General features: G+C 70.9%; 14 protein-coding genes and 1 pseudogene. 4 read left to right on the top strand and 11 right to left on the bottom strand.

The window, feature by feature from the left end; all coding sequences use genetic code 11:
* Window positions 1-21: 21 nt before the first annotated feature.
* The gene (locus ABD126_RS35365; protein ID WP_343939373.1) at window positions 22-306 is read right to left on the bottom strand and encodes an Rdx family protein; all 285 of its coding nucleotides are present in this window, start codon (window positions 304-306) and stop codon (window positions 22-24) included.
* Between ABD126_RS35365 and ABD126_RS38925 the strand changes: the two are divergent.
* Window positions 261-428: pseudogene (locus tag ABD126_RS38925) on the top strand (hypothetical protein); the annotation flags it as partial. The gene ABD126_RS35365 and the pseudogene ABD126_RS38925 sit on opposite strands and share 46 nt — an antisense overlap.
* 126 nt (window positions 429-554) lie before the next feature.
* On the opposite strand, the gene ABD126_RS35360 reads toward ABD126_RS38925, so the two are convergent.
* From ABD126_RS35360 to ABD126_RS35350, 3 genes are all read right to left on the bottom strand, one after another.
* Window positions 555-1,214 (bottom strand): TetR/AcrR family transcriptional regulator, encoded by a 660-nt coding sequence (locus ABD126_RS35360; RefSeq protein WP_343939371.1) that lies wholly within the window; start codon window positions 1,212-1,214, stop codon window positions 555-557.
* On the bottom strand, window positions 1,211-2,125 hold the full coding sequence (locus ABD126_RS35355; protein WP_343939369.1) for a saccharopine dehydrogenase NADP-binding domain-containing protein: 915 nt from the start codon (window positions 2,123-2,125) through the stop codon (window positions 1,211-1,213). Before ABD126_RS35355 ends, ABD126_RS35360 begins: the two co-directional genes overlap by 4 nt.
* Window positions 2,126-2,187: 62 nt before the next feature.
* Window positions 2,188-3,084, bottom strand: a complete 897-nt coding sequence (locus ABD126_RS35350) for a hypothetical protein (protein ID WP_343939367.1) — start codon at window positions 3,082-3,084, stop codon at window positions 2,188-2,190.
* Between the two features lie 386 nt (window positions 3,085-3,470).
* On the opposite strand from ABD126_RS35350, the gene ABD126_RS35345 reads away from it, so the two are divergent.
* From ABD126_RS35345 to ABD126_RS35335, 3 genes are all read left to right on the top strand, one after another.
* The gene (locus ABD126_RS35345; RefSeq protein WP_343939365.1) at window positions 3,471-3,800 is read left to right on the top strand and encodes a hypothetical protein; all 330 of its coding nucleotides are present in this window, start codon (window positions 3,471-3,473) and stop codon (window positions 3,798-3,800) included.
* Window positions 3,797-4,483 (top strand): hypothetical protein, encoded by a 687-nt coding sequence (locus ABD126_RS35340; protein ID WP_343939363.1) that lies wholly within the window; start codon window positions 3,797-3,799, stop codon window positions 4,481-4,483. The genes ABD126_RS35345 and ABD126_RS35340 overlap by 4 nt, the downstream gene beginning before the upstream one ends.
* Before the next feature lie 158 nt (window positions 4,484-4,641).
* Complete coding sequence (locus ABD126_RS35335) at window positions 4,642-6,702, top strand: trehalase-like domain-containing protein (RefSeq protein WP_343939361.1); 2,061 nt, start codon at window positions 4,642-4,644, stop codon at window positions 6,700-6,702.
* 94 nt (window positions 6,703-6,796) lie between these two features.
* On the opposite strand, the gene mmsB is transcribed toward ABD126_RS35335, so the two are convergent.
* The 7 genes from mmsB to ABD126_RS35300 all read right to left on the bottom strand — a co-directional run bounded on the left by mmsB (window position 6,797) and on the right by ABD126_RS35300 (window position 16,068).
* Entirely contained in the window at window positions 6,797-8,014 is a 1,218-nt protein-coding gene (gene mmsB, locus ABD126_RS35330) for a multiple monosaccharide ABC transporter permease (RefSeq protein WP_343939359.1), read from the bottom strand.
* Window positions 8,011-9,543 carry a multiple monosaccharide ABC transporter ATP-binding protein gene (gene mmsA, locus ABD126_RS35325; protein WP_343939357.1) on the bottom strand — a complete coding sequence of 511 codons (1,533 nt, stop codon included), beginning with the start codon at window positions 9,541-9,543 and terminating at the stop codon, window positions 8,011-8,013. Before mmsA ends, mmsB begins: the two co-directional genes overlap by 4 nt.
* A complete protein-coding gene (chvE, locus tag ABD126_RS35320) occupies window positions 9,543-10,652 on the bottom strand; it encodes a multiple monosaccharide ABC transporter substrate-binding protein (RefSeq protein WP_343939355.1) in 1,110 nt (369 codons plus the stop codon). Before chvE ends, mmsA begins: the two co-directional genes overlap by 1 nt.
* Before the next feature lie 27 nt (window positions 10,653-10,679).
* Entirely contained in the window at window positions 10,680-12,188 is a 1,509-nt protein-coding gene (gene araA, locus ABD126_RS35315; protein ID WP_343939353.1) for an L-arabinose isomerase, read from the bottom strand.
* Between the two features lie 35 nt (window positions 12,189-12,223).
* Window positions 12,224-12,877 (bottom strand): L-ribulose-5-phosphate 4-epimerase, encoded by a 654-nt coding sequence (locus ABD126_RS35310; protein WP_343939351.1) that lies wholly within the window; start codon window positions 12,875-12,877, stop codon window positions 12,224-12,226.
* Complete coding sequence (gene araB / locus ABD126_RS35305; protein ID WP_343939349.1) at window positions 12,874-14,559, bottom strand: ribulokinase; 1,686 nt, start codon at window positions 14,557-14,559, stop codon at window positions 12,874-12,876. Before araB ends, ABD126_RS35310 begins: the two co-directional genes overlap by 4 nt.
* A gap of 471 nt (window positions 14,560-15,030) precedes the next feature.
* The gene (locus ABD126_RS35300; protein ID WP_343939347.1) at window positions 15,031-16,068 is read right to left on the bottom strand and encodes a LacI family DNA-binding transcriptional regulator; all 1,038 of its coding nucleotides are present in this window, start codon (window positions 16,066-16,068) and stop codon (window positions 15,031-15,033) included.
* Between the last annotated feature and the right edge of the window lie 64 nt (window positions 16,069-16,132).

Here is a 16,132-nt window from a genome sequence, read left to right as displayed (position 1 = left end):
CGTTCCAGAGTGGGGGTCGGGTCAGCGGCGGTCGCTGTGCCCGAGGGAGCGGTCCGGGGCCACGCGGTCCCGGACCAGCCGCTTGAGTTCCGCGAGGTCCGGGAAGCCGTCCCGCTGCTTGCGCGACCAGATCGTCTCGCCGTCCAGCCGCACGTCGAACACGCCGCCGGTGCCCGGGACCAGCGCGACCTCGCCCAGCTCGGTGGTGAACGTGGTGAGCAGCTCCTGGGCGGTCCAGCCGGCGCGCAGCAGCCAGCGGCATTGCGTGCAGTACTCGATCTCCAGCCGGGGCCGCCTCGTCGTCATGGCCGCAAGTATGGTCTCCGACGTGGCGGGTCGGGTTCCTGACCAACATCGGCAACCCGAAGGCGGCGGTGTTCTTCGGCAGCCTGTTCGGCGCGTTGCTGCCCGCCGACACGGCGGCCCCCGGTCGGGTCGCGGTGGTCGCGGGCGTGGTGGCGCTGGCGGCGGCCTGGTTCTCGCTGGTGCGACCCTGTTCGGGCTGCCGCGCGTGGTCGAGGTGTACCGGCGGGGAAGGCGGTGGGTGGACCGGGTCACCGGGATCGCGTTCGTCGCCCTGGGGGGCCGCCTCGCGCTGGACCGGTGATGCCGTCCAGGACCGTGGCCACCAGCGCCGCGACCCGGTCGGCCGGCACCTCGACCGGCGCGCGCACCCCCCGGTACATGCGGGGCAGCACCAGGTCGTGGCACGCGCCGATGAGCAGGGTCGCGACGGCGTCGAGGTCGGCGTCCCGCCTGACCGCGCCCCGCTCCCGCTCGACCTCCAGGTAGTCGACCAGAGCGGTGTGCAGCCCGCGACCGCCGGCCAGCGGGTTGGGCAGCGCGTCGAACCTCGCGAGCACGTCCGGGTTGCCGACCAGGCCCGCGAACGCCGGCAGGATCGCCGTGTGGACGGCGAGGGCATGCCGCACGAACGCCCGGAGGTTCTCGGCGAGCGTGCCGTCCGTGGGCGGCGCGCCGAGGTCGTGCTCGACGGCGCGGACGTGGGCGTGCAGCGCGAGGGCGAGCAGCTCTTCCTTGTCGGCGAAGTGGTTGTAGAGACCGCCGTAGGCCACGCCCGCCGCCCGCGCGATGTCGCGGACGGTGAGGCCGGCGGTGCCGCGTTCGGCGATCAGGCGGGCGGCGGCGGTGATCAGGTGGTCGCGCAGGCTCACGTCGCCGTCGGGCAGGCCGGCTGCTCGTCTGGGGCTCATCGGGGCGCATCGTAGGCGAAGCCGTGGGCGGCGACCTCGGCGAGGAACGGCCCCGGCTCCACGACCTGCTCGACGTGCCACACCCCTTCGGGCAGTTCGGGCAACCGCTTGACCAGCAACGCCGCCACCACGCCGGTCGCCCGGCTCTGCCGCCGCCCGCTGAACGACGCCGTGACCCCGCCCGCCCGGACGGTGACCGCGAACCGGTCCGAGCCGACGTGGACCTTCGTCAGCGGCCGGAGCCGGCGCCGGACCCGCGCGGCGGCGGGCAGGAGCGCGGTCAGCAGGCGGGAATCCAATGCGAGCCCGGTACGGGCGCGGTCGAGGCGCAACGTCCCGGGCAGGGTGTGCTGGTCGGAGAACGGGAAGCCGTGCACCGTCCGTTCCCCGCCGGGGAACGGCATCCGCCAGGCGGGCCCCAGCTCCCCCAGCCCGTCCAAGGTCCACTCCAACGCCGCCGGCCCGTGCCGCTCCCCCGCCCCCAGCAGCACTCCGATCTCGACTTCACGCGCCCCCGAGGCCTCGACCACCTGCCGCGCCAACAGGTTCGTGACGCCGGGCGCGAGCCCGACGCTGAGCAGCCCGGTCGCGGGCCCGGTCAACCCGCCGATCGCGGCGAGCCGATCAAGCGAGGCCGACACGTCCGCGTAGTGCACGCCCCGCTCCAAGCAGGCCTTCGCGACGCGGGCGTTGTCCACGTCCACGCACATCAACACCGCGTCCGCACCCTCGACGACCCGCTCGACCGCACCCGGTTCCCGCAGGTCGACCCGCACCGGCACCGCCCCGGGCACCGACCGCGCCTTGGCCGGGTCCCGCCCGGCCACCACGACCTCGCACGACCCGCGCAGCAGCGCGACCGCCTCCCGCCCCACGGCCCCGTACCCGCCGAACACCACGACCCGCTCCACGCGCACCCCCTCGTTGTGAACACCTGTTCATGAACAACTGTTCACAACGAGGGGGCGTGGTGTCAAGCCGTGCAGTTCTTCTGCGTGGTGCTGATCCTCTGGCCGGTGAACTCCTCCAGGACGGCGATGTTCTCCGGCGCGTAGTTGGTGGCGGTGATCTTGTCGGCGTTCGCGCTGCCCAGCTTGCCGGTGTAGGGGGCGGACTTCTCCAGCCAGTACGCGGTGCGCAGGAACTGGGTCAGCACCAGGTCGCGCAGCTTCGGCTCGGCCTTGATCTTCGCCCAGTACGCGGGGTACCGGTCCTTGGCGACCCGCAGGTACAGCAGCAGGTAGCGCAGGTTGGTGGCGGCGATGTCCCGGGCGTTGCTCGCGCCGACGCCCTTGATGTACTCCTGCACGACGGTCACGGCCGGCAGCCCGGTGAGGCCCGCGTTCAGCTCGGCGAGGACGCCTTGCAGCTTGTACTCGCCCTGCTGGCGGTCGCGCAGGTAGATGCCGTCCATGGAGTCGCTGAGGCGGTCCTTGATCAGCGGCAGGATCTCCTTGCGCGCGAAGCCGCCGTGCAGCGGGACGGTGGTGGCCTGGCGGGTGGCGTCGATCCAGGCGGCGGTGTGGACGTCCCAGCGGGTGCGGGCGCCGTCGAGGTCCCACATGTGGGTCTCCTCGTGGATGGCGACCATCATGGACTCGGCGAACCCTTCGAAGGAGTCCTTGCGCACGAACTGGTTCCAGTACGGGTCGCGGGCCTGGGCCTTGGCCAGCGCTTCGCCGCTGGGCCACCGGCGCTGGTACATGGTCTGGAGCGTGCGCATCCAGTTGGCCGAGGTGAACCCGGCCTTGAGGTCGCTGATGTCGGCGCGGGGGTTGTGCGGCTCCTCGTAGCAGTAGGGGACGGCGGCGTGCGCGGTCGGTTGGGCGAGGGACAGGGCGAGTGCGGTCACCACCAGCAGGGTTTTCACAGTGGGCACCTCGTCTCGGAACGGACTTGCCCGGACCGTAACGACGCCCGCGACGCGCACCTACTCCCAAGTCGCCATAACACCCGAGGACATCGTCACCGCCTTGGTGCGGAGAACTGAAGTCACCATCGAGCCAACCTGGGCGCTGTTACGATCACTGAACGAGAGGCCAGGAATCGACAGTGGCAGGGACAGCTTGAACGAAGACGAACTCGCAGAGATCGAAAACGAGCTCCGCGACATCTTTCGGACACTTGGCCTGGACTGGGCGCTCGCCGAGGTGGACCGCGCCATCGAAGAAGGCGTGGGAGAACTCCGCCACCTCCGCAGGAGCGCTGCCCCCTCGATACCAAGAGGGGTACACCGGGTTCATCTACGAAGCTGTTGTGCCCACTGAGCAGATCTATGCGAACACCAAGAAGAACCCGGGTACGCCCGTCGTCGCCACACGCGCGATGACGCCGACAGAACGCGTCACCCAACTCATCGATGCCGCGCTCGTGATGCTGGTCGAACTCCCTGAGGCAGAGGATCAGGCGTTGCGCAACCTCGCCGCATTCACTGGCCGGGACGACGCTGTCACGATCAGCTTCGTATCACCGGTCGCCACGGATCGACCATCAGCATTTCACCTGAAGGATGGCCGCGTCGATGCGAGCACGCGAGATCGCCTGCGCGGCCTGCTGGACCAGTTGCGCGCGGAGGTGCACGGATGACAGACACGCGTGCTCTTCTGGGCGAGATCAGGAGCCTGCTCGGGTCCTCTGTAGACCTTACCGGCATCAGCTCGAACGGCGCGGACGACATCTACGAGGTTTTCATCTTCTCGCTGGCCGCGGCGTTCGCACACGACCGAGGAGCCGACGTCAAGCTCGTCGACCACATGGGGCGACCCACGAACGAACTGAAGTTCCGGCGAAGCCCCGGACAGCTGTTCGCGAGAGATCACTCGTACACCCACGCGCTCATCCGCTTCGGCTTCACTCCGCCTCTCGAACTGCACATCGGCATCAGGGTACAAGGAGGATCCGGCGTCCTGCACGAGGCTGATGTTCTGATGCTTCCGCAGGAAGAGGCCGACATCAGCAGACAAGCCGGAGTCGCACCACGGGCCGCCAAGTGCAACCTGGTCATCGAGTGCAAGCACTACGTCAACTCGTCACTTGACCTGGGACTCGCCCGCAACTTCCAAGGCCTTTACGCCGACCTGCACGTCAAGCACAGCTACTTCGTCGCCAACCGGGACTCCATCAGTGTCGCAAGGTACTTCCAGGCACAGAAGCGGGAGTACGAACAAAGGGTCTCGCCTGGCAGCCGGGAGGCTTCGTACCTCCAAGCCAAGATCAGAGGGGCGTTCCGGGACTACCTGGCCAAGCACGACCCTTCCATCGCCATCTAGACATGCCTGCGGACGACCGCTTGGAGCAGGGAAAGGCTGGAGGTCCCGGAGAAACCCTAAGACTGGGTTAGGGCACTCCTAAGTTTGCGATCAGCGCGCTGACCCGGACGGCGCAGCCGCCTACGGTTCCGGCAAGTTCCGCCGGAGGAGGTCCCGTAGTGCTCACGACCGAGTCGCGCCGCCGACTGCTCGACCTGGCCCGCGCCGAGCGCCTGGTGGTCGTCTGCGACTACGACCGCGCCCTCGCGCCGGACGACCCCGCCCGGCCCGGACGAGAGGGGGTCACGGCGGTGCGGGCGCTGGCCGAGTTGCCGGAGACGTCGGTCGTGGTCGTGTCGCACCGGCCGTTGGCGGACCTGGCCGTGTTGTCCCGGTTGCCCGCCGAGGTGGAGCTGGTCGGCGAGTACACGCACCCCGCGCTGGACGCGGAGGCCACCGGCGTCCTGCACCTCGCCGACCGCGACGCCGCGCCGCGGTTGGCGTTCCTGCTGGAGGAGCGCCGCCGGTGGCTGTTCGGCGCGCGGCCGGTGCCGATCGAGCGGCACAGCCTGCTGTCCAACCGGCGGGCCCTCGCCCTGGTCACGCCGGACGCGCGGGTGACGTGGATGTGCGCGCCCGAACCGGACTCGCCGGCGTTGTTCGCCGACCTGCTCGGCGGCCCGGAGGCCGGCCACTTCACCGTCCGCCCGGCGCACGGCCGCCTCCCGCTGGGCCAGCGCTACCTGCCCGGCACGATGGCCGTGGAGACGCGCTGGGCCGGCCTGACCGTCACCGACCACCTCGCCGAGGACACCGAGCCGCACCGCACCGACCTGGTCCGCCGCATCACCGGCACCTCCCCCGCCCGGGTCGAGTTCGCGCCCCGCCCGGAGTTCGGCCAGGTGCGGGTCACGCTGCGCGAGACCGCCGACGGCCTGCGCGTCGAGGGCACCGCCGAGCCGATGGTGCTGCGCTCGCCGGGCGTGGAGTGGGAGGTGGACGGCGACACCGCCCACGCCACCGTCCACCCGCCCGCCGTCCTGGAACTCCGTTGCGGGACCGATGACTTCACGCCCCGGGAGTCGAGCGTCCCGGACTGGGGCGAGTGGCTGTCGTCCCTTACCCTGCCGACCGTGGAACGGGACCTGGTGGCCCGGTCCGCGATGACGCTGCGCGCCCTGTGCCACCGCGGGACCGGGGCGGTGCTGGCCGCCGCGACGACGTCGTTGCCGGAGGAGATCGGCGGTGTGCGCAACTGGGACTACCGGTACTGCTGGTTGCGCGACGGGGCGTTGACCGTGCGGGCGTTGGTGGCGCTGGGTTCCACCGAGGAGGCCGAGGCGTTCGTGGACTGGCTGCACGGCGTGCTGGCCACCCTGCCGGGCCCGGAACGCCTCCACCCCCTCTACACCGTGCACGGCGCCCAACTGGGCCCCGAGGCCGTCATCGACACCCTGCCCGGCTATGCGGGCTCCCGCCCCGTGCGCGTGGGAAACCTCGCGGGCCAACAGGTCCAGCTAGACGTGTTCGGCCCGGTGGTGGACCTGGTCCTGGACCTGGCGACCGCCCGCGACCGCCTCGACGACCGGGACTGGGACCTGGTCACCGCGATGGTGTCCGCGGTGGCGCAACGGTGGCAGGAACCCGACCACGGCATCTGGGAAGAACGCCACGCCCCACGCCACCGCGTGTACTCAAGGGTGATGTGCTGGCTCACCACCGACCGCGCGATCCGCACAGCCGAACGCTTCGGCAGGTCGGTGGATCCGGGTTGGGTGATCCTGCGCGACCTGATCGCGGCGGACGTGCTGAAGCGGGGCTGGAACGAGGACGTACGGGCCTTCACCACCGCCTACGACGGTGAGGACCTGGACGCGGCCTCCCTCCACGTGGGGTTGAGCGGTCTGGTGACGGACGAGCGGTTCACGGCGACGGTCGAGGCGGTGGAGGCGGGCTTGCGGTCGGGGGCCACCGTGTACCGGTACCGGCGGGACGACGGGTTGCCCGGGGACGAGGGCGGGTTCCACCTGTGTGCGGCGTGGTTGGTGGAGGCGTACCTGCTGACGGGGCAGCGGGACCAGGCGGAGGAGCTGTTCGCGCAGTTGGTGGGTTGTGCGGGGCCGACCGGGTTGCTGGCGGAGGAGTACGACCCGGTGGCGGAACGATCGCTGGGCAACCACCCGCAGGCCTACAGCCACATCGGCCTGATCCACTGCGCCCGCCTCCTGGACCGTCCCTGATCGGGGGTTGCGGGCACAGGTGGGTGAACTACCGGGGGGCTGAACCAGGACGCCAGGGTTCGGGTCTGGCTAGGTTGAGCCCCCCGGCGCGGGGTCAGCGGTTGCGGCGCTTGGTCCACACGTCGTAGGCCACGGCCGCGAGCAGCACCAGGCCCTTGACCAGCATGACCTTCTCGCTCTGCGCGCCGATCAACGACATGCCGTTGTTGATCACCGCCATGATCAGGCCGCCGGTGATGGCGCCGACGACCTTGCCCACCCCGCCCTGCACCGCCGCGCCGCCGATGAAGGCCGCCGCGATGGCGTCCAGTTCGAAGTTGAAGCCCGCCGTCGGGCCCGCCTGGTTGAGCCGGCCCGCGAAGACCACGCCCGCCAGCGCGCCCAGCACGCCCATGTTGACGAAGATCCAGAACGTCACGGACTTGACGTTCACGCCCGACAGCGTCGCCGCCTGGACGTTGCCGCCCACCGCGTAGACCCGCCGGCCGAACACCGTCCGGTTCGCCACCAGCGAGTACCCGATGACCAGCACGGCCAGCAGCACCAGCACCCACGGCAGGTTCCGGAACCGCGCCAACTGCACCACCACGGCCATCACGACCAGCCCGGCGCCGGCGAGCTTCGCCACGAACACCCACATCGGGTCCACGGTCTGCCCGTACCCGATGCGGCCGGCCCGCGCCCGCCACTGCGCCCCCACCAGGCCCGCGACCACACCGAGGCCGACCAGCAGCGACAACAGGTCCGCGCCGCCCAGCGGGCCGAGCCCGACGTTGCCCAGGTAGCCCTCGACGAACCCGTTGGACAGCGTCCGGATCTCCTGCGGGAACGGCCCGATGCCCTGGTTGCCCAGCACGGTCAGGGTCAGGGCGCGGAACACCAGCATCCCGGCCAGCGTCACGATGAACGCGGGGATGCCGAAGTAGGCGACCCAGTACCCCTGCCACGCGCCGATCAGGGCACCCGCGCCCAACGTGATCAGGACCGCCAGGCCCCACGGCAGACCCGCCTGCACGGTCAGCACCGCGCACAGCGCGCCGGTCACCGCGACCACCGACCCGGCCGACAGGTCGATGTGCCCGGCGATGATCACCAGGATCATCCCCACGGCCAGGATCAGGATGTAGGAGTTCTGCACGATGATGTTCGAGATGTTCTGCGGTTCCAGCAGCGCACCGTCGGTGATCACCGTGAACAGCACCACGATCAGCGCGAACGCCACGTAGATGCCGCTCTGCCGCAGGTTGAAGCGGAACCGGCGCGGGGCGGCGGCCGGCCCCGCCTGCGCCGGGGCGGCGGTCTTGACACTCATCGGTTCAGTCCCTTGGTCATGTGCTGCATGAGGCGTTCCTGGGTCGCCTCGTCCCGGCTCACCTCGCCGGTCACGCGGCCCGCCGACAGCGCGTACACGCGGTCGCACAGGCCGAGCAGCTCGGGCAGTTCGGACGAGATCACCAGGACCGCCTTGCCGCGCGCGGCCAGCTCGTTGACGATCGTGTAGATCTCGTACTTGGCGCCCACGTCGACGCCGCGCGTGGGTTCGTCGAGGATCAGCACGTCCGGATCGGTCTGCATCCACTTGGCCAGCACGACCTTCTGCTGGTTGCCGCCGCTGAGCGCGGCGGTGGGGGTCAGCACGTCCGGGGCCTTGATGCCCAGCGACCGCCGGTGCGCCTCGGCGACCGCGAACTCCTCGCCCTCCCGCACCCAGCCCCGCGAGGCCAGGCGGGGCAGGGCCGCGGCGGAGATGTTGCGCTTGATGTCCTCGATCAGGTTCAGCCCGTACCGCTTGCGGTCCTCGCTGACGTACGCGATGCCGTGCTTGATGGCGTCACGCACGGTCTTCAGCTCTATCTCGCGGCCGTCCTTGACTATCCGACCGGAGATGCGCACGCCGTAGGAGCGGCCGAACACGCTCATCGCCAGTTCGGTGCGGCCCGCGCCCATCAGCCCGGCCAGGCCGACGATCTCCCCGCGCCGCAACGTCAGCGACGCGCCGGAGACCACGACCCGGTCGGGCTGGACCGGGCTGTGCACCGTCCAGTCCTCGATGCGCAGCACCTCCTCGCCGATGCGCGGCTCGCGCGGCGGGAAGCGGTGCTCCAGGTCGCGGCCCACCATGCCGGAGATGATCCGGTCCTCGGTGGCCTCGGCGACGTCCATCGTCCCCACGGTCCGGCCGTCGCGGATGACCGTGATCCGGTCGGCGACGTCCATGACCTCGTTGAGCTTGTGGGAGATGATCACGCACGTGATGCCCTGGTCGCGCAGGCCGCGCAGCAGGTCCAGCAGGTGCGCGGAGTCGTCGTCGTTCAGCGCGGCCGTGGGCTCGTCCAGGATGAGCAGCGAGACCTCCTTGGACAGCGCCTTGGCGATCTCGACCAGCTGTTGCTTGCCCACGCCCAGGTCGGCGATCGGTGTCGTCGGGTTCTCCCGCAGGCCCACGCGTGCCAGCAGCTCGGCCGCCGCGTGGTTGGTGCGGTTCCAGTCGATGAACCCGCGCGTGGCCTGCTCGTTGCCCAGGAACAGGTTCTCCGCGATGGACAGCTGCGGGCACAGCGCCAGCTCCTGGTGGATGATCACCACGCCGCGCCGCTCGCTGTCGCGCACGGAGGAGAACCGGCACTCCTCGCCGTCGAAGAAGATGCCGCCGTCGTAGGACCCGTGCGGGTGCACGCCCGACAGCACCTTCATCAGCGTGGACTTGCCCGCGCCGTTCTCGCCGCACACCGCGTGGATCTCACCGCGCCGCACGGCGAACGTCACGTCGTGCAGCGCGGTGACCCCACCGAACCTCTTGGTGATGCCGCGCATCACCAGGATGTCGTCGGACAAAGCCATCACTTCAACTGGTCGGCGGTGTAGTAGCCCGAGTCCACCAGGACCTTCTGGTAGTTGGCCTTGTCCACGGCCACCGGCTGCAACAGGTAGGACGGGACGACCTTGTTGCCGTTGTCGTAGTCCTTCTCGTTGTTGACCTGCGGCTTGCCGCCCTTGAGCACGGCGTCGGCCATGTCCACGGTCACCTTCGCCAGCTCGCGGGTGTCCTTGAAGATGGTCGAGTACTGCTCGCCCGCGATGATGGACTTCACCGACGCCACCTCGGCGTCCTGGCCGGTCACGACCGGGTAGGGCTGGTCGGCGGTGCCGTAGCCGTTGGACTTCAGCGCCGACAGGATGCCGATCGACAGGCCGTCGTACGGCGAGAGCACGCCGTGCACCTTCCCGCCGCGGTAGGTGGTGGTGAGGATGTCCTCCATGCGCTTCTGCGCCGTGGCCGGGTCCCACCGCAGGATCGCGACGGTCTTGAAGTCCTTCTGGCCGCTCTTGACGTTCAGCGTGCCCTTGTCGATGTAGGGCTGGAGCACCGACATGGCGCCGTTGAAGAAGAACGTGGCGTTGTTGTCGTCCGGCGACCCGGCGAACAGCTCGATGTCGAACGGGCCGGTCGCGCTGCCCGGGCTGCCGTCGGCGTTGCGCAGCTTCAGGCCGGTCAGCAGGGAGTTCGCCTGCTCGACGCCGACCTTGAAGTTGTCGAAGGTGGCGTAGTAGTCCACGTTCGGGCTGTTGCGGATCAGCCGGTCGTAGGCGATGACCGGGATGTTCGCCGCCTTGGCCTGCTCCAGCTGGGTGGTGATCGCGGTGCCGTCGATCGAGGCGATCACCAACAGCCGCGCGCCCTTGGTGATCTGGTTCTCCAGCTGGTTGACCTGGGTGGGGATGTCGTTCTCCGCGTACTGGAGGTCGACCTTGTAGCCCTTGGCCTCCAACGACTTCTTGATGTTCTCCCCGTCGTGGATCCAGCGTTCCGAGGACTTCGTGGGCATGGTGACGCCCACGAGCGCGCCCTCGGCGGACTGGCCCTGCTGGTCGACCGTCTTCTCCGACGACCCGCAGGCGGTGGCCAGCACCGCGGCGGCGGCCAGGACCGCGATCTTCGTCAACCTCATCGTTGCTCCTTGCGGCGGTGGGAATCTCTAGCGCAGGCCCTGCGCGAGTCGGTGGTAGGCGGCGTTCCAGCGCAACCGGTCGGTGAACGACTCCGCCGTGGTGGCGGCGTCGATCAGGGCCAGCTCGGTGCCGGTCATGGTGGCCAGGTCGCGCAGCGCCTCGGCGCCGACGGCCTGGGTGAGCACCGTGTGGTGCGGTCCGCCGGCGGTCAGCCAGGACTCGGCGGAGGTCGACAGCGACGGCGCGGGCTTCCACACCGCGCGCGCCACGGGCAGGTTGGGCAGCGGCTCGTCCGGCGCGACGACCTCGACCTCGTTGGCCACCAGCCGGAACCGGTCACCCAGGTCGGCCAGGCCGATCACCACGCCGGGTCCGGGCGCGGCGTCGAACACCAGCCGGACCGGGTCCTCCCGGCCGCCGATGCCCAGCGGGTGGACCTCGCACGACGGCCGGTCGGCCGCGATGCTCGGGCACACCTCCAGCATGTGCGCGCCCAGCACCTTCGGCTCCCCCGGCCCGAAGTGGTAGGTGTAGTCCTCCATGAACGACGTGCCGCGACCGGTGCCCGCGCCCATCGCCTTCACCGTCGCGAGCAGCGCGGAGGTCTTCCAGTCGCCCTCGCCGCCGAAGCCGTAGCCGTCGCCCATCAGCCGCTGCACGGCCAGGCCCGGCAGCTGCCGCAGCCCGCCCAGGTCCTCGAAGTTCGTGGTGAACGCCCCGAACCCGCCCTCGGTCAGGAACTGCCGCAACCCGGCCTCGATGCGCGCCGCGTAGCGCAGCGACTCGTGCCGCTCGCCGCCGCGCGCCAGCTCCGGGGCCAGCCGGTAGGTGTCGGCGTACTCCGACACCAGCAGGTCGATCGACTCGTCGGACACCTCGTCGACCAGCGCGACCAGGTCGTTGACGCCGTAGGTGTTCACCGACACGCCGAAGCGCAGCTCGGCCTCGACCTTGTCGCCCTCGGTCACCGCCACGTCGCGCATGTTGTCGCCGAACCGGGCCAGCCGCAGCGACCGCAGGTGCGTGTAGCCGGTCGCCGCCCGCGCCCACCCGTCGATGCGGTCGGCCAGCACCGGGTCGCTCGCGTGCCCGACCACGGTCTTGCGCGCCACCCCGATCCGGGTCTGCACGTAGGCGAACTCGCGGTCACCGTGCGCGGCCTGGTTGAGGTTCATGAAGTCCATGTCGATGGTCGACCACGGCAGGGACTCGTTGTGCTGGGTGTGCAGGTGCAGCAACGGCTTCTGCAACGCGTCCAGGCCGGTGATCCACATCTTGGCCGGCGAGAACGTGTGCATCCACGCGATGACGCCGACGCACGCCGGGTCGGCGTTGGCCTCCTGCATCACCCTGCGGATGGCGGCGGTGTCGGTCAGCACCGGCTTCCACACCAGTTCCGCGCTGATCCGCCCCGACGCGCCGAGCATGCGCTGGATCTGCTGCGACTGCCCCGCGACCTGGTCGAGCGTCTCCGGGCCGTAGAGGTGCTGGCTGCCGGTGAGGAACCAGACCTGGGGCTTCGCGGCGGACGACATGGGCACTCCTTGTGCTGGGCTCGACATTGCGGGGCTCACTGCCCGTAGACGTTCTGGTAGCGCGCGTAGAGGCGGTCGACGTGCTCGGGGTCGATCGGGTCGGGCTTGCCGAGCTGCTGTGCGATGTGGACGGTCCGCGCCACGTCCTCCAGCATCACGGCCGCCTTCACCGCCGAGCGGGCGTCCTTGCCGACCGTGAACGGGCCGTGGTTGCGCATCAGCACCGCCGGGGACCTGCTCCCCCGCAACGTCTCCACGATCCCGCGCCCGATCGAGTCGTCGCCGATGAGCGCGAACGGCCCCACCGGGATGTCCCCGCCGAACTCGTCCGCGATCATCGTCAGCACGCACGGGATCGGCTCGCCGCGCGCGGCCCACGCCGTGGCGTAGGTCGAGTGCGTGTGCACCACTCCCCCGACCTCGGGCATGTGCCGGTACACGTAGGCGTGCGCGGCGGTGTCCGAGGAAGGCGCGAGTTCGCCGTGCACGAGGTTGCCGTGCAGGTCGGTGACGACCATGTTCTCCGGCGACAGCTCGTCGTAGGACACCCCCGACGGCTTGATCACCATCAGGTCCTCGCCCGGCACCCGCGCCGACACGTTGCCCGCGGTCCAGATGACCAGCTCGTACCGGGTCAGCTCGCGGTGCAGCTCGGCCACGCCGTGGCGCAGCGCGTCCAGGACCTTCATCGGCCGGCCTCCCCCTTGGTCGCCTTGCGCTCGACCGCCTGGCGGCGCAGGGCCTTCAGCCGGTGCATGACCTCGTTCGCGCCCCGGCCGAAGTAGTCGTGCAGCTCCTGGTACTCCACGAACAGCCGCTCGTAGGCCTCGACGTTGGCCGGCACCGGCTCGTACACCGACCGCTCGACCTTGCCCATGGCCGCCGCCGCGGCGACGATGTCGGGGAACGCGCCCGCCGCGACCGCCGCGTGCATCGCCGAGCCCAGCGCCGGGCCCTGCTCGGACCCGATCACCGACAGCGGCAGGTTCGTGACGTCGGCGTAGATCTGCATCAGCAGCGCGTTCTTCACCAGGCCGCCCGCGATGACCAGCTCGGTCACCGGCACGCCCGAGTCGGTGAACGCGTCGATCACCATGCGGGTGCCGTAGGCGGTGGCCTCCAGCAGCGCGCGGTAGGTGTCCTCGGCGCGGGTGGCCAGCGTCTGGCCGACGACCACGCCGGACAGCTCGTGGTCCACCAGCACCGACCGGTTGCCGCTGTGCCAGTCCAGCGCGATCAGGCCGTGCTCGCCGATCTCCTGCCCGGCGGCCAGCTCGGTGAGCAGCTCGTGGACGCCGATGCCGCGCTCACGCGCCCGCTCGTGGTACTCCGGCGGGACGCCGTGGTTGACGAACCAGGCGAAGATGTCGCCGACACCGCTCTGCCCGGCCTCGTAGCCCCACAGGCCCGGCACGATGCCGCCGTTGACGACACCGCACATGCCCGGCACGTCCCGCAGGTCCACACCGTTCATCACGTGGCACGTGGAGGTGCCCATGATCGCGACCATCACGCCCGGCTCCACGGCCTTGGCCGCGGGCGCGGTGACGTGGGCGTCCACGTTGCCGACGGCGACCGCGATGCCCTCGCGCAACCCGGTCCACCCGGCCGCCCGGGCGGTGAGGCCGCCGGCGCGGTCGCCCAGCGCGCCCAGCGGGTGGTCGAGCTTGTCGGCGACGAACCGCTCGAAGTCGGGGTTGAGCTCCTTGAGGAACTCCGGCGACGGGTAGGCGTCGTCCTGGCGGATGCCCTTGTACCCGGCGGTGCACTCGTTGCGCACGTAGCCGCCGGAGAGCTGCCAGACGATCCAGTCCGCGGCCTCGACCCAGTGCTCCATCGCCGCGTAGACCTCGGGGGCCTCCTCCAGCACCTGGAGGCCCTTGGCGAACTCCCACTCCGAGGAGATCAGGCCGCCGTAGCGGGGCAGCCACGGCTCGCCGCGCCGTTCGGCCAGGTGGTTGATCCGGTCGGCCTGCGGCTGGGCGGCGTGGTGCTTCCACAGCTTGACGTAGGCGTGCGGGTGGTCGGCGAACTCGGGCAGCTCGTTGAGCGGCGTACCGTCGGCCGTGGTCGGGACCATCGTGCACGCGGTGAAGTCGGTGCCGATGCCGATCACGTCCGCCGGGTCCGCTCCCGCGGCCCGCAGCGCGGCGGGGACGGCGTGGCGCAGCACGTCGACGTAGTCGGAGGGGACTTGGAGCGCCCAGTCGGGCGGCAACGCGCGGCCCGAGGGCAGGGCGCGGTCGAGCACGCCGTGCGCGTAGTCGTGGACCGCGCTGCCGAGCTCGGCCCCGTCGCGGACCCGCACCACGACGGCGCGGCCGGACAGGGTGCCGAAGTCGACGCCCACCACGAGTGGGTCGTTGGTCATCGGGGATGGCCTTCCTGGGAAGCGATGTGATGCAGTGTTATCGCTAACAATTGAGACGTCAAGAGATGGCCGGTCTCGGGCTGGAAACAGCACCGAACGGAGTTGTTAACGCACTCACGGAAAGGGGTCGGCCGCGCCGGGTGTTGCGCAAAGCGGACCGCCGGACCGCCCGTCGGGGGGCGCGCCGGCCGCTAATGACGAGAAGCACGGCACGCAGGGCCGACACGCTCGCCGAACCAGCCCGACCCGCCAAGCTTGCCCGCCACCGCGCCCGCGCGCCAGCCGCCCCGCCGAGCCGGCCCAATGGCCCGCTAAGCCGGCCTACCGGTCACGCCAACCCGCCGCCGGTCCGCCCACCGCGCCAATCCGCCGCCGGCGCACCCGCCGCGCAACCTGCCCTCGCGCCAACCCGCCGCGCGAGCCGCCTGCCGAAACCATCCGCCCGACCGCCGCGCCGGCCGGCCCGGCGTTCTACTTGGGTGGCGCGACGCTGCCGCGGCTGATCAGGGCCGGGGCGATGGTGCGGCGCGTGTCGGCCGCCCCTCCGTCGGCGACCTGGGCCAGCAGCAGGTCCAGGGCCTCCCGCGCGACCGCCGCGAAGTCCTGCCGCACGGTGGTCAGCGGCGGGATGAAGAACTCCGCCTCGGGCACGTCGTCGAACCCGACCACGCTCACGTCCTCCGGCACCCGCCGCCCGCGCTCGTGCATCGCCCGCAGGATGCCCAGCGCCAGGTGGTCGTTCGCCGCGAACACGGCCGTGACCTCGGGCATCCGCGCGAGCATCTGCCCCGCCTGGTACCCGGCCCGAGCGCTCCAGTCCGCGGGCACCAGCGGCGGGACCTCGGCGCCGGCGTCCTCCAGGGCCTTGCGCCAGCCCTCGACGCGACCGGAGCTGTCGAACCAGTTCGGCGGGCCCGACACGTGCCACACCGTCCGGTGCCCCGCGTCGAGCAGGTGCTTGGTGGCGGCGTACGCGCCGGCTTGCTGGTCCACGGTCACCAGCGGCGTCGGGCGGGCCGGGTCGCCGTCGATGGTCACCACCGGCACACCGGCCGGGATGTCGGCGAGGGCGTCGTTGGCCGACGCGGTCGGGGCGATCACCACGATCCCGGCCACCCGCTCGTCGCGGTGCCGCTCGACGGCCCGGTTGATCGACGCGTGGTCCAGCTCCTTGACCCGGCCGACGCTGACCGCGAAGCCCGCGCCCGCCGCCGCCTCCTCGAACGCCGCCAGCAACGACGCCGGCCCGTAGAGGGTGGAGTTCTGCGCCACCACGCCGATCAGCTGCGACCGCCCGGTCACCAGCGCCCGCGCGGCCTTGTTCGGCCGGTAGCCCAGCTCGGCGATCGCCGCCCGCACCCGCAGCCGGGTCTGCTCGCGCACGTTCGGGTGGTCGTTCAGCACGCGCGAGACGGTCTGGTGCGACACGCCCGCGAGTCTCGCCACATCCGTCATCGCGGGGTCGCGCGAGGTCTTGTTCTCCACTGCCGCACCCTCATCCCGGCTCATGATCGTCCACTTCGGATGTTAGCGATAACACCGGCTGTCCACCACCGCGCGTACCCGACACCCA

Origin of the sequence: Saccharothrix mutabilis subsp. mutabilis (genome assembly GCF_039521145.1) — a bacterium.
Lineage (GTDB): Bacteria > Actinomycetota > Actinomycetes > Mycobacteriales > Pseudonocardiaceae > Actinosynnema > Actinosynnema mutabilis.
The sequence above is the reverse complement of the archived record's forward strand: the minus strand, read 5'-3'. Positions and strand labels throughout refer to the sequence as shown.

Bases quoted from the DNA above. Each gene is read 5' to 3' on its own strand.
- ABD126_RS35365 (WP_343939373.1), bottom strand. From the start codon at position 306: ATGACGACGAGGCGGCCCCGGCTGGAGATCGAGTACTGCACGCAATGC.
- ABD126_RS35360 (WP_343939371.1), bottom strand. From the start codon at position 1,214: ATGAGCCCCAGACGAGCAGCCGGCCTGCCCGACGGCGACGTGAGCCTG.
- ABD126_RS35340 (WP_343939363.1), top strand. From the start codon at position 3,797: ATGACAGACACGCGTGCTCTTCTGGGCGAGATCAGGAGCCTGCTCGGG.
- mmsB (WP_343939359.1), bottom strand. From the start codon at position 8,014: ATGAGTGTCAAGACCGCCGCCCCGGCGCAGGCGGGGCCGGCCGCCGCC.
- mmsA (WP_343939357.1), bottom strand. From the start codon at position 9,543: ATGGCTTTGTCCGACGACATCCTGGTGATGCGCGGCATCACCAAGAGG.
- chvE (WP_343939355.1), bottom strand. From the start codon at position 10,652: ATGAGGTTGACGAAGATCGCGGTCCTGGCCGCCGCCGCGGTGCTGGCC.
- araA (WP_343939353.1), bottom strand. From the start codon at position 12,188: ATGTCGTCCGCCGCGAAGCCCCAGGTCTGGTTCCTCACCGGCAGCCAG.
- ABD126_RS35310 (WP_343939351.1), bottom strand. From the start codon at position 12,877: ATGAAGGTCCTGGACGCGCTGCGCCACGGCGTGGCCGAGCTGCACCGC.
- araB (WP_343939349.1), bottom strand. From the start codon at position 14,559: ATGACCAACGACCCACTCGTGGTGGGCGTCGACTTCGGCACCCTGTCC.
- ABD126_RS35300 (WP_343939347.1), bottom strand. From the start codon at position 16,068: ATGAGCCGGGATGAGGGTGCGGCAGTGGAGAACAAGACCTCGCGCGAC.